The sequence below is a fragment of the Nocardiopsis exhalans genome, from assembly GCF_024134545.1.
GTDB lineage: Bacteria > Actinomycetota > Actinomycetes > Streptosporangiales > Streptosporangiaceae > Nocardiopsis > Nocardiopsis exhalans.
Genome location: NZ_CP099837.1, coordinates 3,638,779 through 3,660,336 on the forward strand (window position 1 = coordinate 3,638,779; position 21,558 = coordinate 3,660,336).

At 69.8% G+C, this 21,558-nt stretch carries 22 protein-coding genes; 9 read left to right on the top strand and 13 right to left on the bottom strand.

The window, feature by feature from the left end:
* The first annotated feature begins 97 nt into the window (after nt 1-97).
* From NE857_RS15975 to NE857_RS15985, 3 genes are all read left to right on the top strand, one after another.
* Complete coding sequence (locus NE857_RS15975; protein ID WP_254421724.1) at nt 98-1,006, top strand: SPFH domain-containing protein; 909 nt, start codon at nt 98-100, stop codon at nt 1,004-1,006.
* A 17-nt stretch (nt 1,007-1,023) separates the two neighbouring features.
* Nucleotides 1,024-1,281: a type II toxin-antitoxin system antitoxin gene (locus tag NE857_RS15980; RefSeq protein WP_254421725.1), complete on the top strand. Its 258-nt coding sequence runs from the start codon at nt 1,024-1,026 to the stop codon at nt 1,279-1,281.
* Nucleotides 1,282-1,417: 136 nt separating this feature from the next.
* Nucleotides 1,418-1,798: a sigma-70 family RNA polymerase sigma factor family protein gene (locus NE857_RS15985; RefSeq protein ID WP_254421726.1), complete on the top strand. Its 381-nt coding sequence runs from the start codon at nt 1,418-1,420 to the stop codon at nt 1,796-1,798.
* Between the two features lie 321 nt (nt 1,799-2,119).
* Here the strand turns inward: NE857_RS15985 and NE857_RS15990 are convergent, their stop codons facing one another.
* Entirely contained in the window at nt 2,120-3,409 is a 1,290-nt protein-coding gene (locus NE857_RS15990; protein ID WP_254421727.1) for a glutaminase, read from the bottom strand.
* Nucleotides 3,410-3,644: 235 nt separating this feature from the next.
* Between NE857_RS15990 and NE857_RS15995 the strand changes: the two genes are divergently transcribed.
* Complete coding sequence (locus tag NE857_RS15995) at nt 3,645-4,577, top strand: YihY/virulence factor BrkB family protein (protein ID WP_254421728.1); 933 nt, start codon at nt 3,645-3,647, stop codon at nt 4,575-4,577.
* A gap of 62 nt (nt 4,578-4,639) precedes the next feature.
* Here NE857_RS15995 and NE857_RS16000 read toward each other — a convergent pair whose 3' ends face one another.
* On the bottom strand, nt 4,640-5,620 hold the full coding sequence (locus NE857_RS16000) for an aldo/keto reductase (protein WP_254421729.1): 981 nt from the start codon (nt 5,618-5,620) through the stop codon (nt 4,640-4,642).
* Between the two features lie 311 nt (nt 5,621-5,931).
* On the opposite strand from NE857_RS16000, the gene NE857_RS16005 reads away from it, so the two are divergent.
* Entirely contained in the window at nt 5,932-6,378 is a 447-nt protein-coding gene (locus NE857_RS16005; protein WP_254421730.1) for a DUF6653 family protein, read from the top strand.
* A 61-nt stretch (nt 6,379-6,439) separates the two neighbouring features.
* Here NE857_RS16005 and NE857_RS16010 read toward each other — a convergent pair whose 3' ends face one another.
* The gene (locus NE857_RS16010) at nt 6,440-7,081 is read right to left on the bottom strand and encodes a TetR/AcrR family transcriptional regulator (RefSeq protein ID WP_254421731.1); all 642 of its coding nucleotides are present in this window, start codon (nt 7,079-7,081) and stop codon (nt 6,440-6,442) included.
* Nucleotides 7,082-7,140: 59 nt separating this feature from the next.
* On the opposite strand from NE857_RS16010, the gene NE857_RS16015 reads away from it, so the two are divergent.
* Nucleotides 7,141-8,550: an aldehyde dehydrogenase family protein gene (locus NE857_RS16015; protein ID WP_254421732.1), complete on the top strand. Its 1,410-nt coding sequence runs from the start codon at nt 7,141-7,143 to the stop codon at nt 8,548-8,550.
* Between the two features lie 39 nt (nt 8,551-8,589).
* Here the strand turns inward: NE857_RS16015 and NE857_RS16020 are convergent, their stop codons facing one another.
* From NE857_RS16020 to NE857_RS16030, 3 genes are all read right to left on the bottom strand, one after another.
* Nucleotides 8,590-9,342: a polysaccharide deacetylase family protein gene (locus tag NE857_RS16020; RefSeq protein ID WP_184371695.1), complete on the bottom strand. Its 753-nt coding sequence runs from the start codon at nt 9,340-9,342 to the stop codon at nt 8,590-8,592.
* Between the two features lie 217 nt (nt 9,343-9,559).
* On the bottom strand, nt 9,560-11,218 hold the full coding sequence (locus NE857_RS16025) for a polysaccharide deacetylase family protein (protein ID WP_254421733.1): 1,659 nt from the start codon (nt 11,216-11,218) through the stop codon (nt 9,560-9,562).
* Nucleotides 11,219-11,416: 198 nt separating this feature from the next.
* Nucleotides 11,417-12,526, bottom strand: a complete 1,110-nt coding sequence (locus NE857_RS16030) for a PA0049 C-terminal domain-containing protein (protein WP_184371692.1) — start codon at nt 12,524-12,526, stop codon at nt 11,417-11,419.
* 453 nt (nt 12,527-12,979) lie between these two features.
* Between NE857_RS16030 and amaB the strand changes: the two genes are divergently transcribed.
* From amaB to NE857_RS16045, 3 genes are all read left to right on the top strand, one after another.
* A complete protein-coding gene (gene amaB / locus NE857_RS16035; RefSeq protein ID WP_254421734.1) occupies nt 12,980-14,527 on the top strand; it encodes an L-piperidine-6-carboxylate dehydrogenase in 1,548 nt (515 codons plus the stop codon).
* Nucleotides 14,528-14,708: 181 nt separating this feature from the next.
* The gene (locus tag NE857_RS16040) at nt 14,709-15,197 is read left to right on the top strand and encodes a MarR family winged helix-turn-helix transcriptional regulator (protein ID WP_184363925.1); all 489 of its coding nucleotides are present in this window, start codon (nt 14,709-14,711) and stop codon (nt 15,195-15,197) included.
* Between the two features lie 76 nt (nt 15,198-15,273).
* Nucleotides 15,274-15,702: an organic hydroperoxide resistance protein gene (locus tag NE857_RS16045; protein WP_184363922.1), complete on the top strand. Its 429-nt coding sequence runs from the start codon at nt 15,274-15,276 to the stop codon at nt 15,700-15,702.
* Between the two features lie 130 nt (nt 15,703-15,832).
* On the opposite strand, the gene NE857_RS16050 is transcribed toward NE857_RS16045, so the two are convergent.
* The 7 genes from NE857_RS16050 to NE857_RS16080 form a co-directional block, all read right to left on the bottom strand.
* A complete protein-coding gene (locus NE857_RS16050; protein WP_184363919.1) occupies nt 15,833-16,291 on the bottom strand; it encodes a hypothetical protein in 459 nt (152 codons plus the stop codon).
* Nucleotides 16,288-16,854: a hypothetical protein gene (locus tag NE857_RS16055; protein ID WP_184363916.1), complete on the bottom strand. Its 567-nt coding sequence runs from the start codon at nt 16,852-16,854 to the stop codon at nt 16,288-16,290. Before NE857_RS16055 ends, NE857_RS16050 begins: the two co-directional genes overlap by 4 nt.
* Nucleotides 16,855-16,867: 13 nt before the next feature.
* Nucleotides 16,868-17,119, bottom strand: a complete 252-nt coding sequence (locus tag NE857_RS16060) for a helix-turn-helix domain-containing protein (RefSeq protein WP_184363914.1) — start codon at nt 17,117-17,119, stop codon at nt 16,868-16,870.
* A 280-nt stretch (nt 17,120-17,399) separates the two neighbouring features.
* Nucleotides 17,400-18,410, bottom strand: coding sequence for a hemolysin family protein (locus tag NE857_RS16065; protein WP_184363912.1), 1,011 nt, complete (start codon nt 18,408-18,410; stop codon nt 17,400-17,402).
* Nucleotides 18,407-19,795 (bottom strand): hemolysin family protein, encoded by a 1,389-nt coding sequence (locus NE857_RS16070; protein ID WP_184363909.1) that lies wholly within the window; start codon nt 19,793-19,795, stop codon nt 18,407-18,409. Before NE857_RS16070 ends, NE857_RS16065 begins: the two co-directional genes overlap by 4 nt.
* Before the next feature lie 228 nt (nt 19,796-20,023).
* Nucleotides 20,024-20,584: a TrmH family RNA methyltransferase gene (locus NE857_RS16075; RefSeq protein WP_184363906.1), complete on the bottom strand. Its 561-nt coding sequence runs from the start codon at nt 20,582-20,584 to the stop codon at nt 20,024-20,026.
* A gap of 195 nt (nt 20,585-20,779) precedes the next feature.
* Nucleotides 20,780-21,427, bottom strand: coding sequence for a class I SAM-dependent methyltransferase (locus NE857_RS16080; protein ID WP_184363904.1), 648 nt, complete (start codon nt 21,425-21,427; stop codon nt 20,780-20,782).
* Between the last annotated feature and the right edge of the window lie 131 nt (nt 21,428-21,558).

Here is a 21,558-nt window from a genome sequence, read left to right on the forward strand (position 1 = left end):
AGCCGTCTGCTAAAAGTGATATCACAATGCTATCCTCAAGTCATCACCTCAAAGGACGGGCGCCCCAGAGCATGGAAGACAAGAGGATGGAACACAGATGAGCGAGACACCGAGTGTCACCAGGCCGGCGCCGCAGTACCGGGAACGCGAGGCCTTCGGTTCCAGCGGAATCCCCATGTTCGCGGTGTCCGTCGTACTGTTCCTCGCCGGTGCCGGAATCGCCTGCCTGCCCCTGATCGGCCTGCACGCGTCACTGGTCGTGGTCGGGATCGTGATCGCCTCCGCCGGAGTGGTCCTGGCCGTCGGACTGACGATGGTCGCGCCCAACGAGGCCCAGGTCGTCCAGTTCTTCGGACGCTACGTCGGCACCATCCGCACCGACGGCCTGCGCTGGGTCAACCCGCTGACCGTGCGCAACGCGATCTCCACCCGTATCCGCAACCACGAGACCTCGGTCATGAAGGTCAACGACGCCGCGGGCAGCCCCATCGAGATCGCCGCCGTCGTCGTCTGGCAGGTGGAGGACACCGCGCGGGCCTCCTTCGAGGTGGACGACTTCATCCAGTTCGTCTCCACCCAGACCGAGGCGGCCGTGCGCCACATCGCGGGGAAGTACCCCTACGACTCCTACCGCGACGACGCCGTCCCGTCCCTGCGCGACAGCGCCGACGCCATCACCGAGCAGCTGTCCAAGGAGGTCGCCGAACGCGTCGACGCCGCGGGCGTGAAGATCGTGGAGTCCCGCTTCACCCACCTGGCCTACGCGCCCGAGATCGCCCAGGCCATGCTGCAGCGCCAGCAGGCCAGCGCCATGATCGCCGCCCGCGCGGAGATCGTCGAGGGCGCCGTCACCCTGGTCGACCGCGCCCTGGAGCGGCTCTCGGACGAGGACGTGGTGGACCTGGACGAGGAGCGCAAGGCGGCCATGGTCAGCAACCTGCTCGTGGTGCTGTGCTCGGACCGCCCCGCCAGCCCGGTCGTGAACACCGGGACGCTCTACCAGTAGATCCGGGTGAGGTTGCCGTGCCCGAGCGTAAGAAGGTGCTGCTGCGGCTCGACCCCGCCGTCCACGACGCGCTCGCGCGCTGGGCAGGGCAGGAGCTGCGCAGCACCAACGCCCAGATCGAGTTCCTCCTGCGCCGCGCCCTGGACGAGGCGGGGCGGATGCCCAAGGAGGCCGGGGACATCCCCAGGAGGGGGCGACCCCGCAAACCCAAGGCCGACGAACCCACCGCCGAGAGCGACGGCGAGGATGCCTCGGAAGAACCAGAGCAGACATGACGGAGCCGGGTGCCCGAGGGGGACACCCGGCTCCGCACCGTCGAGGTGAGAGCTACGCGTCGCTCTCCGACTTCTCCGTTTCCTCGACATCAGCGAGTCCGCAAGCCAACAGCACCTGCACCGGGCCCGGCGCACAGTGGCGGACGGCCGCAAGGCCGCGGAGATCGACCGTGTCGCCGCCCGCCGAGTGGTGGAGGCGTTCATCGCCGCCGCTTCCTCGGGGAGCACCGACCGGTTGGTGGCGTTGCTGACCGACGACGTGTCCGCGGCCAGCGACGGCGCGGGGCTCTCCGGCAAGGTGCAGCGGTGTTCGGGGGCGCGGAAGGTCGCCGTGGTCAACGGTGCCCCCGCCATGGTCGCCGTACTGGGGGACCGGGTCCTGGGCCTGGTGGTCCTGGAGGTCCGGGGCGGCAGGGCCACGGACGTGATCGGCACCGCCTCACCCGAACGGCTCGACCGGTTCACCGAGGCCTGGCGGCGCGGTGAACACGATGATCCCGTCGTCGAGTCCTGGTGACGGGATGGTTCCCCGCGGGGACTGGGCCGACCAAAGGCTGCGCCGGTTTGAGGGCGTGCCGCCCTGAAGCCGCGCCCCGACCCCTGACGACGGCCCTTGTCCGGGTCCAGGGTCAGGGTTCTGGCCCGGGGTGTACTGGTCAAAGGCGTGGGAGTAGCGGCAGCCTTGCCCGGCGGGTTGGCTGGGCTCTCGGGCTGACGCGCAGTTCGAAACCGTATTCGAACTTCTGCCCAGAGTGCTCTGTGGACAGGGGCCGCCGCGTGCGCGCGGTGGGTCCCGCCAGGGGACTCGGGCCCCGGCGGGCGGAACAGGCTTCGTCGTCTACCGCTCGCTCGGGTCGATCAGCTGGCTCTGGGCCAGGCGTTCGGGGGTCCAGCGCTCCACTGCTCGGCCCTGGCTGTCCTGGAACTCGGGCACGGTCTCCTCGGGGTCGACCAGGACGATCCGGTGCCCGGTGTCGATGAGCTTGGCGGCCATCGCCGCCGATGTACGGCGGGCCACCGGCAGTACCTCGTCGACCCGGCTCATGTCGAAGACCACAAGGTCGGTGGCGGGCGGGTTCTCGATCAGCTCGTGCACCAGCGACTCGATACTGCTCAGCACCATGTCGCCCTGGAGCACGTAGACCGTCCCCGGTTCGCCGTCGATGACCTCCTTACGGGTTTCGCGCAGGGACGAGCGCGCCGGGCGGCCTGCCTCCATCAGGTGCAGGCCCATGTCCTCCGAAAGCCGCTCCATCATGGCCACGCCGCGCGCGCTGTTGCCGTGCGCGTCCAGGCGCGGCGAGAAGACCGCCACCCCCACCTGGCCGGGCAGTACGCCGATGATGCCGCCGGCCACCCCGCTCTTGGCGGGGATGCCCACGCTGGTGAACCAGTCCCCGGCCGCGTCGTACATGCCGCAGGAAGCCATCACGCTCAGCAGGTGTCGGGTGGTGTGCCTGCTGAACAGGCGTTTTCCGGTGTTGGGCTGAACACCCCCGTTGGCCAGGGTCGAGGCCATCAGTGCGAGGTCGTGCACCGTGACGTTGGCCGAGCACTGGCGGATGTACCCCTCCACGGCCGTCGAGGGGTCCTGGGCCAGGCGTCCGGAGGCGTGCAGCAGGTAGGCCAGGCCGAGGTTGCGGTCCCCGGTCGCGAGTTCGGAGGCCGCCAGCTGCGTGTCGATCTCCACCGGGCGCTGCGCGAGTTCGGAGAACAGGGCGAGCACGCGGTCGACGGCCGGTGCCTCCTCGGCGCGCACCAGCGCGTGGGTGGCGATCGCGCCCGCGTTGATCATCGGGTTGCGCGGTTTTCCGGTCTCCGGGTCCAGGGACAGCTCGTTGAAGGCCTCGCCGCTGGGCTCCACGCCGACTCGGTCAAGGATGTAGTCCAGGCCGTGGTCCTCGATGGCCAGCGCGTAGGCGAAGGGTTTGGACATCGACTGGATGCTGAACTCGCGGTCGGTGTCCCCGACCGCGTACACGGTTCCGTTGACCGTGCACAGCGCCACCGCCGCTTTGTCGGGGTCGGCGGCCGCCAGTTCCGGGATGTAGTCGGCGGTGGCTCCCGTGTCGACATGGGCGGTGCGTTCGATGATCGCGTCGAGGTAGTCCAGAATCGGTGAGCGCATCGGGGTTCCCCTGTCGTGGCCGGTGCCGTCTGCTCCACGGTTCTGCCCTGGCCAGGGTTGATGCAACCCTGGGGCAGGCGGTCAGGGGCAAGAGCGCCCGCCCTGCCCTGCTTCGTCTCCGTGCTCGGCTTCGTGCCCCTGTGATGCCTCCGTTGCCCCCGTGGCGGAACATGGGAGTGTGCCCGTTGCCGAGGGCGGGTGGTGCGGGCTGGGAACAGGGAGCGGGGGCGGGGGCATGGGAGAACAGGGCAAACGCGAGCGCGCGCGTGACACCCCGGGTGCCGCCGCATCGCGACCGACCCGGATCCCGGCGGCGGGCTGGCGCGCCGTCGGGGCACGGGTGTGGCGGGAGATCGAGGAGGGTCGTGTCGGCCTGCTCGCCGCGGGAATGGCGTTCAAGGCGATGCTCGCCCTGTTCCCGGCCCTGCTCGCCGCGGTCAGCGTCTTCGGCATCCTCGCCGACCCGGAGGAACTCACCGACCAGATCCAGGACTGGACGGCCGCCGCTCCGGACGAACTGAGCACACTGGTCGAGGTCCAGCTCACCGCCATCGCCGAAACCGCCACCGGCGCGCTCGGGTTCACGTTCGCCATGTCCTTGCTGGTGGCCCTGTGGAGCGGGTCGGGCGCCATGGCCGGGCTGATGGAGGGGTGCACCACCGCCTACGACGAGGTGGACCACCGCTCCTTTTTCGTCAAGCGCGGCATCGCTGTGCTCCTGGCCCTGGGCGTGGGGTCCTTCGCCTTCGTCGTGGTCGGCCTGATGGCGGTGCTCCCGATGCTGGTCGGCGCCCTCGACCTCGGTGAGAACGCGACGCTCGCGATCCGGATCGGCCAGTGGCCCCTCCTGGCGGCCGTGACCGTGGTCGGGCTGGGGATCGTCTACCGGGTCGCGACCCACCGCCGCTCGCCGTCGGCGCGCTGGCTCACCCCGGGCGTGGTCATCGCCATGCTGCTGTGGCTGGTCTGCTCCGGGTTGTTCACGTTCTCCGTGCAGCGGTTCGGTAACCTCGGCGCGACCTACGGGACGATCGGCGGGGTCATCGTCCTGATGATCTGGTTGTGGCTGTCGTCGTTCATCGTGCTGCTCGGGGCCGCGATCAACGCGGAACTCGAACAGCAGGCTCAGACGGGCGGTGCGGGCGTTGCGCGCAAGGCCGTGAGCTGACACCACGCCGGGTCCCGTGGCCGAAGCCCCGGGACCCGGCGGAGGCGGCCGGTCGGCGACGACTACTGGGCCGCGTCCATGCGGGTGCGCTGCTCGCGGCTCAGTTCGAGGTCGAGGGCGGCCAGGTTCTCCTCCAGCTGGGCGAGCGTGGAGACGCCCGCCAACGGGATGATCGGCAGCTCGTGGCCCAGCTGCCAGGCGAGCACCACCTGGTTGGGGGTCGCGCCGGTCTCCTCGGCGACCTCCCGGAGCACGTTCAGCCGGGTACGAGTGCCAGGGTGGTCGTAGTCGGGCGACAGGGGCTTGTCCTCGCGGACGTAGGCGCCGCTCAGCAGAGGTGTGTACGCGACCAGCGCCAGGCCCTCGTTGAAGCGTACGTAGGTCAGGATGTCCGGTCCGGCCCCGCCGATGTTGCCGTCCGGGCAGACCGCGTCGCCCATGTCGGTGCGCGGGCGCAGGTAGCTGTGCTGGTACTGGAGTACCTCGTAGCCGGGGAGTCCGGAGGCGGCGGCGACCCCGCGGGCGCGCTCCACCCGCCAGGAGGGGTGGTTGCTCACCCCGAGCAGGTCGACGGTACCCGCCCGGACCTGCTCGGCGAGGGCCTCCACGGTCTCCTGCACGTCGCCGCCGGGGTCTTCGATGTGGGCGTACATCAGGTCGATCCGGTCCCGGCCGAGCCGTTCCAGGCTGCGTTCGGTGGACTCGGTGATGACCTTGGCGGAGAGCCCTTCGCGGTTCTCCACGTAGGTGGTGCCGGGGGAGGCCGGGCGGGCGCCGAGTTTGGTGGCGACGGTGATCTCCTCGCCCACGCCCCGGCTGCGCAGCCAGCGGCCGAGCAGGATCTCGCTCTCGCCGTTCCAGCCGCCGTCGGTGCCGTAGTTGTTTGAGGTGTCGATGAAGGTGCCGCCCGCCTCCACGTACCGGTCCAGGAGGGCGAACGAGGTCCTCTCGTCGGTCCGCCAGCCCATCAGCATGGTGCCGAGCGCGAGCACGCTCACCTCGCGCCGGGTGGCGGGGTCGGTTCCGATGACGCGTTGACGCATGGGGGTTCCTCCGTTCGGGGACCGTTCCGTGCGGCCCCTCGGCACAGGAGTCTGGGAGATGGAGCGCGCTCCAGGTCAACCCTGCGGCGAGGACCTCTTCCAGCGGTCGCCCCGAAGGCTCCGGGCAGGGCCGCCGAGCGCCTGTCCCTCTGTCACTTGACTCTTCAGGTAAATCTACAGTGTAAAGGCACCGTAGTTTTTCTTGTTTCACTGCAAGAACGGTTTTCCCGCTTCACCCAAGGCATCGCGGGGGTGTCGGGCCTCCCGCGACTTCCCTAACCTGGGTTCAGGTGACCCGGAGCGGAGGAACGATGACCACGAGGACCCAGGGCGGTTTCGCCCGGTTGCGCCGGGCGGTGTTCGCCCGGCACTCGAATCCGTGGAGCGCGTGGACCAGGTGGGCGAGCATTCCGCTGGTCCTCGTTCCGGTATGGAACCGCAGCTGGAAGCAGGCCGGGGTGCTCGCCGTCTGGTTCGCCCTCAACCCGGTGGTCTTCCCCCAGCCCGCGCACGAGCGGGCCTGGTCCACCCGGGCCATGCTTGGCGAGGAGCAGTGGATCGTCGATCGGCCCAGGGACGCGGCGCTGGCGGTCAACGCCGCGGCCTCGGCCGCCTCCGTCGTCGCACTGCTCGGTGCCCGCTACCGCAGGCCCTGGCCCGCCGGGGCGGCCTGCGCGGCGCAGATGGCACTCACCCTCGTCTACTGGGAGCAGATGGCCCGCTACTACGACCGGAAGCTGGAGCAGGACGAGCGCTGAGCGCACGTCCCGGGGAGGCTCTCCTCCCGCGCCGGGCCTGTTTTCTTTCGGCCCAGGTCCCTCAGGGCTCCCGTACGCCCAGGGCGCGCAGCAGGTAGGGCAGGAGGCGTTCGGCGATGTCGGTGCCGGGGCTGGTTTCGGCCTCGCCGCCCTGGCCCGGGGGGACGAGGAAGGTGTGGCTGACCATCGGCCCGATGACCATCTCCGCCACCACCAGGGGATCCTCCACCGGGGGGATCTCCTGGCGGGCCACGGCCCGCTCCAGCAGGGCGAGGACCCGTTCCTGGAGGGGGATCACGAAGGCGTCGAAGAGGACGTCGGCCAGGGCGCGGTTGTGTGCGGCCTCGCCGAGCACGGCGCGCAGCAGGCGGCCGGAGGGGCCCTCCAGGGCGGTGGCCTTGTCCTGGAGCAGCGCGCCGAGGTCGGAGCGCAGGTCTTTGTGGTCGATGTCGGGGCCCAGGTTCTCGGCCCAGGCCTGGGCGGCGCCGACCACCAGGTCCTGCTTGGAGCGCCAGCGGCGGTACAGGGTGGCGGTGGAGACCCCGGCCCGGCGTGCGACGGCGGCGGTGGTGAGCCCGCTGTAGCCGTGCAGTTGGAGTTCGGTGAGGGTGGCGTCCATCAGCGCGCGGTCCCGGTTGGCGTCGCGGGGTCGGCCCCGTGGGGCGGCCCCCGCGGACGACTCCGGCAGATGGTCCGTCGTCATGGTGAGATCTTATGCCAGACAGCTATTGGAAACGAAACATTTTCGTTTAGTCTTGTGGCATGGCTAACACCGAGACCCCCGAACCCCTGACGCTGACCACCGAGATTCCCCCGATCGTCGCCAAGCTGCGCGCCGCCTTCGCCGCGGGCCGTACCAAGCCGGTCTCCTGGCGTCGCGCCCAGCTGCGCGCCCTGCGGCGGCTGCTCACCGAGGAGCGCGCCACTCTGGAGAAGGCCCTCAAGACCGACCTGGGCAAGCCCCCGGTGGAGGCGCACACCACCGAGATCGGTTTCGTGGTCAACGAGATCGACCACACGCTCAGACACCTGTCGTCCTGGCTGCGCCCCCAGCGGGTGTCGGTGCCGATGGCGCTGGCCCCGGCCAGGGCCCGCCGGGTGCGCGAGCCCCTGGGCGCGGTGCTGATCGTCAGCCCGTGGAACTACCCCGTGAACCTGGCCCTGTCCCCGCTGGTCGGTGCGATCGCGGCGGGCAACGCGGCCGTCATCAAGCCCTCCGAGCTGTCTCCGGCCACCTCGGGGGCGCTGGCCGACCTGATCCCGCGCTACCTGGACAGCGAGGCGGTCGCGGTGGTCGAGGGAGGTGTCACCGAGAGCACAGCGCTGCTGGAGGAGCGATTCGACCACATCTTCTACACCGGCAACTCGGCGGTGGCCCGCATCGTGATGGCGGCTGCGGTCAAGCACCTGACCCCCCTCACCCTGGAGCTGGGCGGAAAGAGCCCGGCCGTGGTCGAGCCCGGGGTGGATCTGGCCACCACGGCCCGCAGGCTGGCCTGGGGCAAGTACACCAACGCGGGGCAGACCTGTGTGGCCCCCGACTACGTGCTGGCCATCGGGGACACCGCGGAGGAGCTCCAGAAGGAGCTGGCCGCGGCGATCACCGAGATGTTCGGCTCCGACCCGGCGCAGAGCCCCGACTACGGGCGCATCGTCAACGAGCGCCACTTCGACCGGCTCAGCGCGCTGCTGGAGAGCGGTGACGTGGTCGCGGGCGGGCGGACCAACCGCGAGGACCTGTACATCGCGCCCACGGTACTGGGCAACGTCGGGGCGGACACTCCGGTGATGGCCGAGGAGATCTTCGGGCCGATCCTGCCGGTGGTGCGGGTCCCCGACCTGGACGCGGCGATCCGGTTCGTCAACGAGCGCGACAAGCCGCTGGCGCTGTACGGCTTCACCAACTCCGACGTCACCAAGCGCCGCCTGACCACCGAGACCTCCTCGGGCGGTCTGGGCTTCGGTCTGCCCATCGCCCACCTGGCCGTGCCCGACCTGCCCTTCGGCGGGGTGGGGGAGAGCGGGATGGGCGCCTACCACTCGGCGGCCTCCATCGACACGTTCTCGCACACCAAGTCGGTGCTCGACAAGTCGTTGCTGATGGACACCATGCGGGTGGCCTACGCCCCGATCAGCCAGGTCAAGGAGCGCATCCTGCGCAAGATGCTCTGATTCGGGACGCTCTTGATCCGGGCCGCTGTTCGGTCCGGATCACTGCTTGGGCCGGGCGTCGCTGTAGGCGGTGCCCGGCTCGAGGTCGTCCTCGAACAGGTCGGTGACGGTCACGAACTCGTAGTCCTGGTCGGCGAGCTCGTCCAGGACGTCGGGGATGGCGTCGACGCTGCTTTCGTGGATGTCGTGGAAGAGCACCACACTGCCCTGGTCGGTCTCGTCCAGGGTGATGTCAAGGATCTTGTCGCTGTCGCGGTGCTGCCAGTCCAGGGTGTCCACGTCCCAGAGCAGGATGGGGTGGTGGATGGCCTCACGGGCGGTGTCGCTGAGCGAGCCGTAGGGCGGGCGCATGGTGGCGGGCTTCTCGCCGGTGACGTCGGCGATGGCGCGGTCGGTGCGCTCGAGGTCGTCCTTGATCTGGTCGGCGGAGAGCGTGGCCAGGTCCTCGTGGTCCCAGGTGTGGTTGCCGACCTCGTGGCCGTCCTCGGCCATGCGCTCGACCGTGTCCTCGAACTTGCCGATCTTGGAGCCCAGGACGTAGAAGGTGGCCTTGGCGTCGTGTTCGTCCAGGACGTCCAGGAGCTCGTCGGTGTACTCGCCGGGGCCGTCGTCGAAGGTCAGCGCCACGCACTTGGCCTCGGTGCAGTCAGGGGCCCGGTCCGAGGAGTCCTCGCCCCTGAAGATCCGGTCCGCGGGGGCGGTGGGTGCGGCGGCCGCGGGGACGGAGGCGCTCAGGACCAGGCCCGAGGCGAGCAGCAGGCTTCCGGTCGTCCCGACGGTGGCTTTGCGCATCAAAGAGGTAACGTTCACGCGTCGAAATGTATGTGAAGATGCCGTGAAGGGCAAAGGTAAGGCCAGCTCAGAGCAGGGAAGTGAGCAAGGACTCTTTGTGCCGGGCGGGGAATGGAACGCGGGAACCTCTGCTATGAGGGGCCATCGGCGCGCCCCGGTCGCCTGAGCGGCGACCGGGGCCTCTTTGCGCTTGGTGTGCTTTCGGTGGTCGGGCGGGTCAGTTGGGCCGCGCGTCCGTGTGGACCTCGCCCGGATCCATGCCGTCCAGCCCGAAGATGTCGCTGACGGTCACGAAGTGGTAGCCATCCCGGTGCAACCCGTCCAGGACGTCGGGGATGGCGTCGACGCTGCTCTTGTGGATGTCGTGGAAGAGCACGACGCTTCCGGGGACGGTCTCCTCCAGCGCGTGTTTGGCGACGGCGGCGGTATCGCGGCTCTGCCAGTCCATGGTGTCCACGTCCCACAGGATGATCGGGTGCGGGGTGGCGCTGCGCACGGTGCCGTTCAGTGCCCCGTAGGGCGGGCGCAGGGTGGCCGGGAGCTCGCCGGTGACCTTCTCGATCGCCTTGTCGGTGCGTTCCAGGTCCTTGGCGACCCCGTCGGCGGACAGGGTGGTCAGGTCGTCGTGTTTCCAGGTGTGGTTGCCCATCTCGTGGCCTTCGGCGTGGGTGCGTCCCACGATTTCGGGGAACTCGGCGACCAGGGAGCCCAGGACGTAGAAGGTGCCCTTGGCCTCGTACTCGGCCATGTGGTCCAGAAGTTCCTCGGTGTGCTCACCGGGGCCGTCGTCGAAGGTCAGCGCCACGCATTTGAGGCGTTGGCAGTCCAGGGTGGTGCCCTCGGCGGTCAGGGTGCCGTCGAAGGGGAAGTCCTCTGGATCGGCGTTGGCGGTCACGGCCGCGCTGCGTGCCTGGTAACCCAGTTCGGAGAGGACTTCCTCGGCGGTCTCGGGCTCCACCGGCAGCAGGACCTCGCTGATCCGGCCCGCGCTGGGCACCACGGCGGGGTCCATGCGTACGGCCAGCCCGCCCGCGGTGCTGAAGGCCAGGTCGGCCAGGGGGGAGGCGGACCAGCGTTCGGCGGCCTCCCAGGCCTGCTCAGGGTCGCCCAGGTCGGCGTCGCCGACCAGGGGAGCGGCCCCGTCCTTGCCTTCCTCTGGGGCCGCGGGCGCACGGGAAGCGGCCGGGCTGTCGGGCCCTTCGGTGCCCTCGGGTTCCTCTGTGCCCTCTGCTGTGCCCTCTGCGTCTTCTGTGTCCTGGGCCGGTTCGGAGGCGGCGGCGGAGACCGAGTCCGGGTCGGCCTCGGCGCGCACGGCGATCTCGCCAACGAGCCCGGGTAGCTGTTCGGCGGAGATCCGGTAGCCGTCCTGGAGGACGTCGGCCACGGCCAGGTGCGCGACCTCCAGGGACTCCTCGTCCTGGAAGAGAGCGGTCCAGGGCAGGATCTCCTGGCTGGCGGTGTCGTACCAGAGCGTCGAGGACTCGGTTCCGGCGTCGCGTACCCCCGAGGTGGTCGCGGTGATCCGGGCGCCGAGCACGTGCTCGGAGGCGGCCAGGATCTCCACGTCCTGGGCGAGTTCGGGCTTTCCGCTGTCGGGCAGACCCTCCAGGAAGGCGGTCTGGTGTTCGGCCATCCGGGTGCGGACCTCGGTGGTCAGCGGATGGGACTCGCCCAGGACCGGGTAGCGGTAGCTCACGGTGCTGTGGTCGGTCTGGACCGACACCGTGCGGGTGGCCAGGCCTTCCAGGGCGTCCGGTGAGAACTGGATCGTCTCGGCGTAGGGCAGGTTCTGTTCGACGGTGTGACAGCCGGGTACCAGTAGTAGGCCCAGGGCAGCACTGAGAGTGAGTTTTCGTCGCAGAGAGGTGTCAGCCACCTGGGGACCATATCGGAGAGGGGTATCCGACAGGAAACCTTAGGGCGACGATACATAAGCAGAGAGTGACAAATTGCCCTCTGGTGGCCAGAAGGCGAATTTTGTCGCCTCCTCTCGGGCTCGGGCGTGTCACCGCCGCACTCGGGGCGGGGCGGAGGGCTCACCAGGGTACGGGGAGCTCAGTGCCGCACCGTGCGCTCACGACTCCTCGGACTCCTCGGGCTCCGCCGTCGCTTCGGGGCCCTCGGCGGCCACCGTGGCCACGATGGCGCGGGTCTGCGCCAGGGTGTCGGCGTGTTCGGCCGGGCGCGAGGTCTTGGGCAGGTGGACGTGTCCGGCCGCCGCCTTGGCCCCGGCCCGGTCCCGCAGCAGGGTGTTGCGGTAGGCGATCTCGTTGGACAGGTAGTCGCCGCCGCCCCCGCGCCGGGCCAGGGAACCCTCACTGGGCCCCTGCGGGCGTGTCACCGGGGCCTCGCCCTCGGCGGGCACCTCGGTCACCTCGGTGTTGGCCACGATCCGGTGCCGTCCGGCCACCGCCTCCACGATCCGCTGTGCGGGCAGGGACGAACGCGTCCACTCCGGGGCGTGCTCGCCCGGAATCGGGGCGCGTCCGGTCCGCGACACGTCCAGGTTGTCCGCGCCGCCGCCTCGCCACACCCCGTTCCAGACCTCCAGGTCGAAGCGGTCGGGGCGGCCGCGGCTGAGTGTGATGACCGCGTCGGCCACCCCGTACTGGTCGGCCAGGGCCTCCTCCACCAGTCCGGCGTCGAAGTCGCTCCAGCGCACCGGGAAGACCGCGGCGCGCACCACCGCGGTGCGCTCACCCACGGGGAAGGTCCACCCGTGCAGGTCCAGCGCGGCCGCCCCCGAGGGGTTGGAGCACTCCGGGTCGGTGTCCAGGTGGAAGGGGTCGAACCCGGTGACCACCACGCGCAGCCACCGATCGCCCGGGGGGAAGTCCAGGTCGGTGATGCCCCGGGAGGCGGTCTCGAACAGGTGCAGGAGCTCGGCGTGCCCTTGCTCCGAGAGCGGGAAGGAGGGCTCCCAGGCGCGCAGCCGGGAACGGAGCACCAGCCGGGCCCAGTACAGGGGCCGGTCGTCGACGGGGTCGGACCCGGTGCGGGTGGACTCGGTCCACAGGCGGGAGGCGTGGGAGGCGACCACCTCCCGGGCCTGGGTCAGGTCGGTGCTCGCGCGCAGGTCTGCGGCGAACAGGGGGTCGGCGGCGCCGAAGCCGGAGCGCGCCAGAATCCGGCGGGGCTCGGGGCGGTCGGCGCGGCGCTCTTCGAGGGTGGTGTCGTGGTGCACGGGCCAGCTGTCTGGGTCGGGGACGGGGGAGCGGGCCACGCGAGTCTAACGTCCACTGGTGACACTCCGGTGCGGGAGCGGGCCTGCCCGTCCCGGGGCTGACGGCGCGCACTCGGGTGTGCGCCGTCGCGTCCTGGGGACGCCGCCGCTCAGGAGGGGGTGGCGCCTTCCGGTTCGCGCCACATCGCCATCGGGGCGGCGCCGCGCGCACCCCACGCGAGATCGCCACCACGATCATGGTGCTGGCCACCGGGCTGAGCGGACTGTGGTCGGCCCCCCGGGCCAGGCCCTGGAGGACCGTGTGCCGGCCCTGGCGGCACGCCTGTCACAGCCGGCCTGGCACGTTCCAGCCGCGCCGCGCACCGGAACTGGACGTTGGGGGTGGACCGGGGGTCCTGGAGTTGGCAAGGTGTGAGGTGACCGTCTCCCCCTCTCAACGGAGAGAGAACACACATGCACAATGGTGCCCTCCCCGACACCGAGGTCCTCGCCGACCGCGCGCGGACCGCTCTGGAGCGGTGCGGCGTGACCCGCCTGCCCGAATCTGTCGGGGCACCCGGCGCGGCCCGTTCGCCGATCACCGGACAGACCCTGTTCCCCGTCGAGTTCGACACCCCTGGCTCCGCCGAGCGCGCGGTGGCCGCGGCGCGGGACTCCTTCACCTCCGTCTGGCGGGACACCCCCGCCCCGGTACGGGGGCAGCTCGTCCACCGGCTCGGTGAGCTGCTGCGCGAGCACAAGGCCGACCTGGCCGAGCTGGTCACCATCGAGGCGGGCAAGATCCGCTCCGAGGCCCTGGGCGAGGTCCAGGAGATGATCGACATCTGCGACTTCGCCGTCGGGCTTTCGCGCCAGCTCTACGGGAAGACCATGCCTTCGGAGCGGCCCGGCCACCGGCTGATGGAGACCTGGCACCCGCTGGGCGTGGTCGGGGTCATCACCGCGTTCAACTTCCCCGTGGCCGTGTGGTCGTGGAACACCTGTGTGGCGCTGGTGTGCGGCAACACCGTGGTGTGGAAGCCTTCTGAGCTGACCTCGTTGACCGCGCTGGGCTGCCACGGCCTGCTGATGCGCGCGTCCGCCGACGTGGGGGCGCCCTCGGACATCCACCGGGTGGTCCTGGGAGGTGCCGAGGTCGGTGAGGTGTTGGTGGAGGACGAGCGCATCGCGCTGCTCTCGGCGACCGGCTCCACGGCGATGGGTAGGGCCGTGGCGCCCAAGGTGGCTGCCCGGATGGGTCGCTACCTGCTGGAGCTGGGTGGTAACAACGCCGCGGTGGTGGCGCCGTCGGCCGATCTGGACCTGGTGGTGCGCGGCAGCGTGTTCTCCGCGGCGGGCACGGCCGGGCAGCGCTGTACGACGCTGCGGCGGCTGATCGTGCACGAGGACGTGGTGGACCAGGTGGTCGAGCGCGTGGTGGACGGCTACAAGCAGCTGCGCGAGCGGATCGGCGACCCCTATGAGGAGTCCACGCTGGTGGGTCCGCTGGTGGGGGAGCGCGGGTACACGGCCATGCGCGAGGTGCTGGAACGGGCCGAGGCAGAGGGCGGCCAGGTGCTGGTGGGCGGGGACCGGCGGTTGGAGAAGGACGCCGGTGACGCCTACTACGTCGAGCCGGCCGTGGTGCGCATGCCCGGCCAGGGCGAGATCGTGCGCCAGGAGACCTTCGCGCCGATCCTGTACGTGCTCACCTACCGCACCCTGGAGGAGGCGGTGGAGCTGCACAACGGGGTCCCGCAGGGGCTCTCTTCGGCGATCTTCACCCAGGACCAGGCCGAGGCGGAGCGGTTCCTGTCCGCGGCCGGGTCCGACTGCGGGATCGTCAACGTCAACATCGGTACCTCGGGAGCCGAGATCGGTGGTGCGTTCGGCGGGGAGAAGGACACCGGCGGCGGTCGTGAGTCGGGTTCGGATTCGTGGAAGGCGTACATGCGCCGGGCCACCAACACGGTGAACTATGGCGGGGAGCTGCCGTTGGCGCAGGGTGTGCGCTTCCTGTGAGTTCGGGCTGTCGGGCCTGAGCTTCTCGGTCTGACACGGGCCCGGGGTGTTATTCCCCGGGCCCGTTTCCCTGTGCGGTCCCCGGTGGTGAGCGGTGCACCCAAATCGGTTGTGTCCAACCCTGTTGTGCACAATCGAATTTCTGCTACGGTGGCCGGGACTGCGAAGCGGGGGAGGAACCATGGCAGGCATCGACGAGGGGGACCCCCTCGCTCTGGACCGGCAGCTGTGCTTCTCGCTCTACACCGCCTCCCGGGCCCTGACCGGGCTCTACCGGGAGATTCTGGCCGACCTGGAGCTGACCTACCCGCAGTACCTGGTGATGCTCGTGCTGTGGGAGCGCGAGACCCTGCCGGTCAAGGAACTCGGCCTGGCCCTGAGCCTGGACTCGGGCACCCTGTCCCCGCTGCTGCGGCGGATGGAGGGCGCCGGTCTGCTCACCCGCAGGCGCGGCCCCCAGGACGAGCGGATCGTGCACGTCAGCATCACCGAGGAGGGCGTGCGGCTGCGCGAACGGGCCGGGGGCATCCCCGAGCGGGTCCTGCGTGCCACCGACCTTCCGCCGGCCAGGCTCGCTGAACTCCAGGGCACGCTCGACCACCTCACCCGTGCGGTCAGCCAGGCCACGGGGCGGGGCGCAGCACGTGCCCCCTGCGACACCGACACCTGAACCACCAGCCAGTACGCCAAAGCAGTACATCCAACGGGCCCGGCGCACGGCCGGGCCGAACGAGAGGGAACCTTCCATGGCTTACAACGTCCTCTACACCGCCAACGCCACCGTCACCGGTGAGGGCCGCAAGGGCTTCGGCAAGACCGACGACGACCGTCTCGCGGTGGACCTGTCCGTGCCCAAGGGCCTGGGCGGCGACGACGGCGTGGGCACCAACCCCGAGCAGCTCTTCGCCGTCGGCTACGCCGCCTGCTTCCACGGCGCCCTGAAGAACGTCTCCCGCCAGGCCAAGGCCAACGTCGAGGGTTCCGCCATCGACGCCCAGGTCAGCCTGGGCAAGTCCGACGAGGGCCTGGACATCGCGGTCGAGCTGACCGTCACCATCCCGGGCCTGGAGCAGGCCGAGGCCGAGAAGCTGGTCGAGGCCGCCCACCAGATGTGCCCCTACTCCCGCGCCACCCGCGGCAACATCGAGGTCAAGCTGACCACCAAGACCGCCTAGGGTCCCCGGAGTTCAGACTCCAGAGCTGAGGAGTTCCCAGCTTCAGGGTCAACGGGTCGGGGCCGGTCACATCTTCTGTGACCGGCCCCGATTCTTGTGCCGCCCCCGCGGCCCGTGTACGCCCCCGGGCTCACGGACGACGGTAGGCCGCCAGGCGGCGCTCGAAGAGCGAGTCCACCGGATGGGCCGAGCCCCGGTCGCGCTCGGCCACCATGATCAGCTCCCGGGTCCCCGCCGAGAGCAGCGCTGTCACGGCCAGGGTGAACGCCTCCGGGGACAGCAGTGGTTCGGCCCCCAGCACCAGGGCTCTGCGGGTGGACCCCTCCATCCGGTACCAGCCGCGCAGTTCGTCCCAGGACAGCAGTATCCCCGGGCTGTCCTCAGTGGGTTCCAGCCGTACCAGGGCCCGCCGGGCGTCCTTGAGCTGGAGCTGGCTGGGCGGGAAGCGGACCGAGGGCTCGAACCGGATCTCCTTGCGCAGTCGCTCCGCGCACGCCCGCACGTAGGCGAAGTGGTTGAGCGGCCACGGGACGGAGTTGGCGTCGCTGTACAGCAGCCGTCCGGCGGTGTGGGCATAGGCGATGGTCACGGTCGCTCCTTGGGGCCGGTCGGTGCGGCGGGAGCGGGTACGGAGTCGGGGCGCACCGGGTCAGGATGCGCAGGGTCGGGGGCGGGTGCGAGCGCGTCGCCCACCGGAACCCGTGCGGGCGGGGTCCGGTCCGCGTTCGGCTCACCCACGGAAGGCCCGGTCGCGGGTGCGGGTTCGGCGGAGTTGCCGGTCAGGACGGTGAACAGCACGGTGAGCGCATGTCCCGAGTGGTGGCCGCGCAGGGTGACCACGCGTTCGCGGCCCCGGGCGTGCTCGCGCCGGGACTCGGAGGCGTCGCTCATCAGCGCCCGCCAGCGCGAGACCACCCCGTCGGGGCCGAAGAGCGAGGCCGCCTGTCCCTGGCCGTGTGCGGCGGCGTAGTGGATGATGGTCTGGCCGTTGGTGTCGGCCACGCAGGTGGTCAGGGCGGGCCACAGGCTGGGATCGGCCTCGATCAGCTCGGCCACGTCGCGGGCGCTCGCGGTGAGCCTGCGGGGGCCAGGCAGCAGGGGTTCGAGCCGGGTCGGGGCCGGGGAGCTGTCTGTCGTGGGGGTCGGGTTCACCGGACACCACCTTTCAACGGTGTGGTTTTTCGGGCTCATGGCCGATTCGTGATTCGCGCACGGCTTTTTCGACGTACAGGTTCAGCGATTCGCATGTGATTCGGCGAATCCATTTCTTGGGGCCGATCTTCACGGACTCGAGTTCATCGCTGTAGCAAAGGTCGTAGACTACGCGTTCGGATACGTCGAGTATTTGTGCTGCCTTGCGGACGCTGACCAAGAGCTTTTTCTGCTCAATGACGCGGATTTCCCGCGGCTCAGTCATGGTGAGAACCTAGCAATCCGGGTGGCCTGGTGTACAGGGTCGGGCTCCACAGGCCACATGTTGCTTATGCCCGAATGTCATGGATCGGGACCTGGGGCCCTCCCGTTCCCCCTGCCCCTTGACTTCCTCATACTCTGCGAGCCTTCGCGCCGTTTGAAAAGGGGGTCAAGTTCTCTGGGACTTTAAAGAGAAGGAAGATTTTTTCTGGCACAGCTCCAGATGGCACGAAGAAGAGGGCGAAACCAACCGGTTTCGCCCTCTTATTCGTCCTTTGCTCGGTTCAGGCTGCGGTGTCCAGCAGCAACAGCCGGTCCAGGATGTCTTGGAGGGTCACCAGACCCATCAGCTCACCCGCCTCCTCGACCAGAGCCAGGTGGCTGCGGCTCTCCCGCATGATGCCCATCGCCGCGTACATCGGTGTGGCCGCCGACAGCGTCAGCACCGGGCGCATGAGGTCGGCGGCGGTGGTGTCGGCCGGGCTGGTCAGCGCCTCACGCACGTGCAGCACACCCACCGCCTCACCCTGTTCCATCACCACCAGGCGCAGATGCGTGGACTCGCGCGAGACCCGCTTGATCTCCTCCACCCCCGCGTCCGGACCCACCCAAGCGATCTCCTCGCGCGGGGTGATGTGCTCCTGGATCGGCTGGGAGTTGACCTCCAGGGCCGTGGCCAGCTGGTCACGGCGCTCCGAATCCAAAGCGCCCGCCTTGGCCGAGTGCTCGACCAGCTCGCGCACGTCGTCCGGGTTGTGGCCACTGATCAGCTCGTCCACCGCCTGTACGCCGAAGCGGTGCAGGACCCAGTTGGCCATGCCGTTGAGCATTATCAGGACCGGGCGCGTCACCAGCATGAACGCCCGCATCGGGACGGCCAACATGGTCGCTGATTTCTCCGGGTGCGAGATCGCCCAGGACTTGGGTGCCATCTCGCCGACCACCAGATGCAGGAAGGTCACGATGATCAGGGAGAATACGAATGAGAGCAAGTAGCCCAACGAGGTCGGCAGAGCACCGAACAACGGCTCCAGCATGTGGTGGAAGGCGGGCTTGGAGATCGCACCCAGGGCAAAAGTACACAGGGTGATACCCAGCTGAGAACCGGCCAGAAGCAAGGACAGGTCGCGGGCGCTCTTCAGCGCTGCCCGTGCAGCGAAACTGGTCTGTGCTGCCTCCTCCAAACGGTGCCGGCGCGCGGCCACCAAGGCGAACTCGATCGCCACGAAAAACGCGCTCAATGCGATGATCAGGGCGGTCAGCAGCAGGGCCAACCACACGTTCATGTCACTCATGCCCACACCTCCCGTTCCTTGACCTGCTCATCGGTGACCTTGATCAACCGCAGTTCCACCGTGCTGGGCACGTGCCGCTGGACCGCGTTCACGGTCAGCGTCAGCGCTGTGTCAGGGTCGCCGTCGTGAGCGCTGGAGGGCCGGGGCAGCGGCAGGTCCACTCGGTCGCCCACCAGCGGAAGCCGGTGGAGTTCGTGGATGACCAGACCTCCGATGGTCTCGTAGTCTCCTTCGGGCAGGTCGTGGCCGATCAGCCGCTCGACCTCGTCGATGTGCAGCGCGCCGGGCACGAGGTAGCCGTCCTCGCCGTCCAGGTGCGCCGGGGCCTTCTCCTCCGGTGTGTGCTCGTCAGCGATCTCACCGACCAGCTCCTCGGCCAGGTCCTCGGTGGTGATCACGCCGGCCAGTCCGCCGTACTCATCCACCACGCAGGCGAACTCCTCACCGGCCTCGCGCAGTTGGTCCAGGACACCCGGCAGCGGGAGCGAGGTCGGGACCATGACGGTAGGCCGCGCCACCTCGCTGACCCGGATGCCGGACAGGTCGCGGTCGCCCAGGGCGAGCACGTCGCGCAGGCAGATCACGCCCACGATGTCGTCCACACCCTCACCCAGGACGGGGAAGCGGGAGTGGTCGGAGGCCATCAGTTCCACGACCCGGCTGACCGGGTCGCCCTCCTCCACGGTGGTGACCTCTGGGCGCGGGATCATCGCGTGCCCGGCGGTGCGGTCGTGGAAGTCCAGGGTGCGGTCCAACAGGGTGGACACCTCGGCGGGAAGGTCACCGGTCTCACGGGACTCGGCGATGATGCGTTCCAGGTCGCGCGGTGTCGCCGCGTGCTGGACGTCCTCCACCGGGGTGATGTTCACCAGCTTGAGCAGCCAGATCGCGGCCTGGTCGAACACCCAGATGACAGGCCCGAAGACCTTGAGGTAGATGTTCGTGGACAGAGCCAGCCAGCGGGCCACCGGCTCAGGTTTGGCGATGGCCAGGTTCTTCGGGAACAGCTCTCCGAAGATCATCTGTACTGCGGTCGACAACAGCAGCGTGGTGATGGTTCCTATGGCTACGCCGGTGCCTAAGGGCACACCGGCGCCTCCCAGCAATTCTCCGAGACTGGTGCCGATCATGGGCTCCGCCACGAAACCGACCAACAGTCCGGTGACCGTGATTCCCAGCTGTGCCCCGGAGAGCATGAACGAAGTGCGGTTGGTGACCGCTAGGGCCCTTCTGGCCCCCGTATCGCCGGCTGCGGCCCGCGCCTTGAGACGTGATCGGTCCACGGCCATGTAGCCGAACTCCTGGGCGACGAAATACCCGTTGGCCGCGATTAGCAGCAGAACGACGACTACGCCGAGCAAGATGGTGAGAATGGTGCTGATCATCGGGCACGCACCGCCTGGTTCCGCCTGCTAACAGGGGTCCTGCTCAGGTGCGCGCCCTTCGGAGAAGGGGGCTCGTCGAGGTCTGGGTCACAGCATCCCTGGGGGACGCTGCCGGTACTTCGGGACGGATCCACTGTTCCTCTCTCTGCGCCTGTGCGCGTGGGGTGTGTGAAATATGTGGTTCTGGTCAAAGAAGGGACGACCGGCGGCGGGGAAAGATTCCCCGGCTCAGTTCCCGACGGGCGCGTCGGCCTCGTCGCCGAAGGTCGCCCACTCGCGGCGGCGGGCCTCGGCGAGGGCGATCGAGGTGGCCACGGCCACGTTCAGCGATCCGACCCGGCCGATCTGCGGAATGTAGGTGACGGCGTCCGCGCCCGCCAGCAGGGCGGGGGAGCAGCCGTGGTCCTCGGCTCCGACGGCCAGACACACGTCGGACTCCAGCGGCGCGGCGTGCAGCGGCACGGCGCCCTTGGCCAGCTCCAGGGCCACGACCTTGTAGCCGCCGGCGCGGGCGGCGTCCAGGGCCTCAGCCGTGCTGGACAAGCGGGTGTGCGCGACCTTCGCGGACGTACCCAGGGCGGTCTTGCCGACCTTGGGGTCGTCGGGGTCCGCGCTGTTGCCGGTGAGCCAGAGCTGGTCGACGCCGAAGGTCGCGCAGGTGCGCAGGATCGATCCCAGGTTGTAGGGCTGGGTGACCGACTCGACGAGAAGGGCCAGACGCCCCTCGGTGCGCCTGCGCCACTGGCGGTTCAGGCGTTTGACGTCCGTGGGACGCAACTGCGTGCTCAACTGCGGTGTGTTCCTCGAAGCTGTGGGCCGGGCGGTCCCGGCGGTTGTCGATACACATTACCGGGCGGGGGTCGTGCGCGCACGCGTGACCCGTGACACGTCACGGTAGGTTCGGGCATTCGGGTTCGGAGCCGACCGGTGGGCCCGGCCTGGTACCGGGGCGCGTGCCCGGTGCGGCGCCAGGGCCGGCGGGGCCTAATGGGCCTTGCGTACGGCCAGGACGCGGAAACCGGCCCGGGAGGCCACCCGCTCGGCGGGCAGGCCCTGGGCGTCCAGCCACTTCTGCAGGGAGTCCGAGCCCAGGTGGCGCTGGACCACCAGGTGCGCCACGCCCTCGGGGGTGAGCCGGTTCAACCAGGTGCGCAGCATCGAGTGCAGCACGTTCTTGCCCACCCGGATCGGTGGGTTGGACCAGATCGCGTCGAAGGGGCCGAGCAGGTCCTCGGCAGCAGGGGCCGGGCCCTCGCCCCCTTCCGCCGCCAGGCCGCCCTCGGGGGCGACCACGGCGAAACGGGCGTTGCGCAGATCGTGCTCGGCGGCGTTGCGCCGGGCCAGCCCCACGGCCCGGGCGTTGACGTCCACCCCGAGCACCTGGGCCCCGGGCGCACGCGAGGCCATCGTCAGGGAGATGGGGCCGTAGCCGCAGCCCAGGTCGAGCAGGCGGCCCTCGGCGGGCGGCGCGGGAACGCTCTCCAGCAGGACCCGGGTGCCCAGGTCGACCTTGTCGGGTGAGAAGACGCCGCGGTCGGTGTGCAGACGCAGGTGCAGGTCGGGCAGGACCAGGTCGGCCGTGGAGGGCCGGCTGGCGGCGTCGGGATCGGAGTCGAAGTAGTGCTGGGCCACGCCGTGACGCTACCAGGCGGCGCTGGGAGGTCGTGACGGCAAAAACCTCGCATACCACCGGAAACGAAAGGATCAACCCCCTGTCCCCGGGCGAAACAGCCCGGAAGATGGAGACAAGCGAGGTTTGTGGG

Bases quoted from the DNA above. Each gene is read 5' to 3' on its own strand.
- NE857_RS15975 (WP_254421724.1), top strand. From the start codon at position 98: ATGAGCGAGACACCGAGTGTCACCAGGCCGGCGCCGCAGTACCGGGAA.
- NE857_RS15990 (WP_254421727.1), bottom strand. From the start codon at position 3,409: ATGCGCTCACCGATTCTGGACTACCTCGACGCGATCATCGAACGCACC.
- NE857_RS15995 (WP_254421728.1), top strand. From the start codon at position 3,645: ATGGGAGAACAGGGCAAACGCGAGCGCGCGCGTGACACCCCGGGTGCC.
- NE857_RS16000 (WP_254421729.1), bottom strand. From the start codon at position 5,620: ATGCGTCAACGCGTCATCGGAACCGACCCCGCCACCCGGCGCGAGGTG.
- NE857_RS16005 (WP_254421730.1), top strand. From the start codon at position 5,932: ATGACCACGAGGACCCAGGGCGGTTTCGCCCGGTTGCGCCGGGCGGTG.
- NE857_RS16010 (WP_254421731.1), bottom strand. From the start codon at position 7,081: ATGACGACGGACCATCTGCCGGAGTCGTCCGCGGGGGCCGCCCCACGG.
- NE857_RS16015 (WP_254421732.1), top strand. From the start codon at position 7,141: ATGGCTAACACCGAGACCCCCGAACCCCTGACGCTGACCACCGAGATT.
- NE857_RS16020 (WP_184371695.1), bottom strand. From the start codon at position 9,342: ATGCGCAAAGCCACCGTCGGGACGACCGGAAGCCTGCTGCTCGCCTCG.
- amaB (WP_254421734.1), top strand. From the start codon at position 12,980: ATGCACAATGGTGCCCTCCCCGACACCGAGGTCCTCGCCGACCGCGCG.
- NE857_RS16040 (WP_184363925.1), top strand. From the start codon at position 14,709: ATGGCAGGCATCGACGAGGGGGACCCCCTCGCTCTGGACCGGCAGCTG.
- NE857_RS16045 (WP_184363922.1), top strand. From the start codon at position 15,274: ATGGCTTACAACGTCCTCTACACCGCCAACGCCACCGTCACCGGTGAG.
- NE857_RS16060 (WP_184363914.1), bottom strand. From the start codon at position 17,119: ATGACTGAGCCGCGGGAAATCCGCGTCATTGAGCAGAAAAAGCTCTTG.
- NE857_RS16065 (WP_184363912.1), bottom strand. From the start codon at position 18,410: ATGAGTGACATGAACGTGTGGTTGGCCCTGCTGCTGACCGCCCTGATC.
- NE857_RS16070 (WP_184363909.1), bottom strand. From the start codon at position 19,795: ATGATCAGCACCATTCTCACCATCTTGCTCGGCGTAGTCGTCGTTCTG.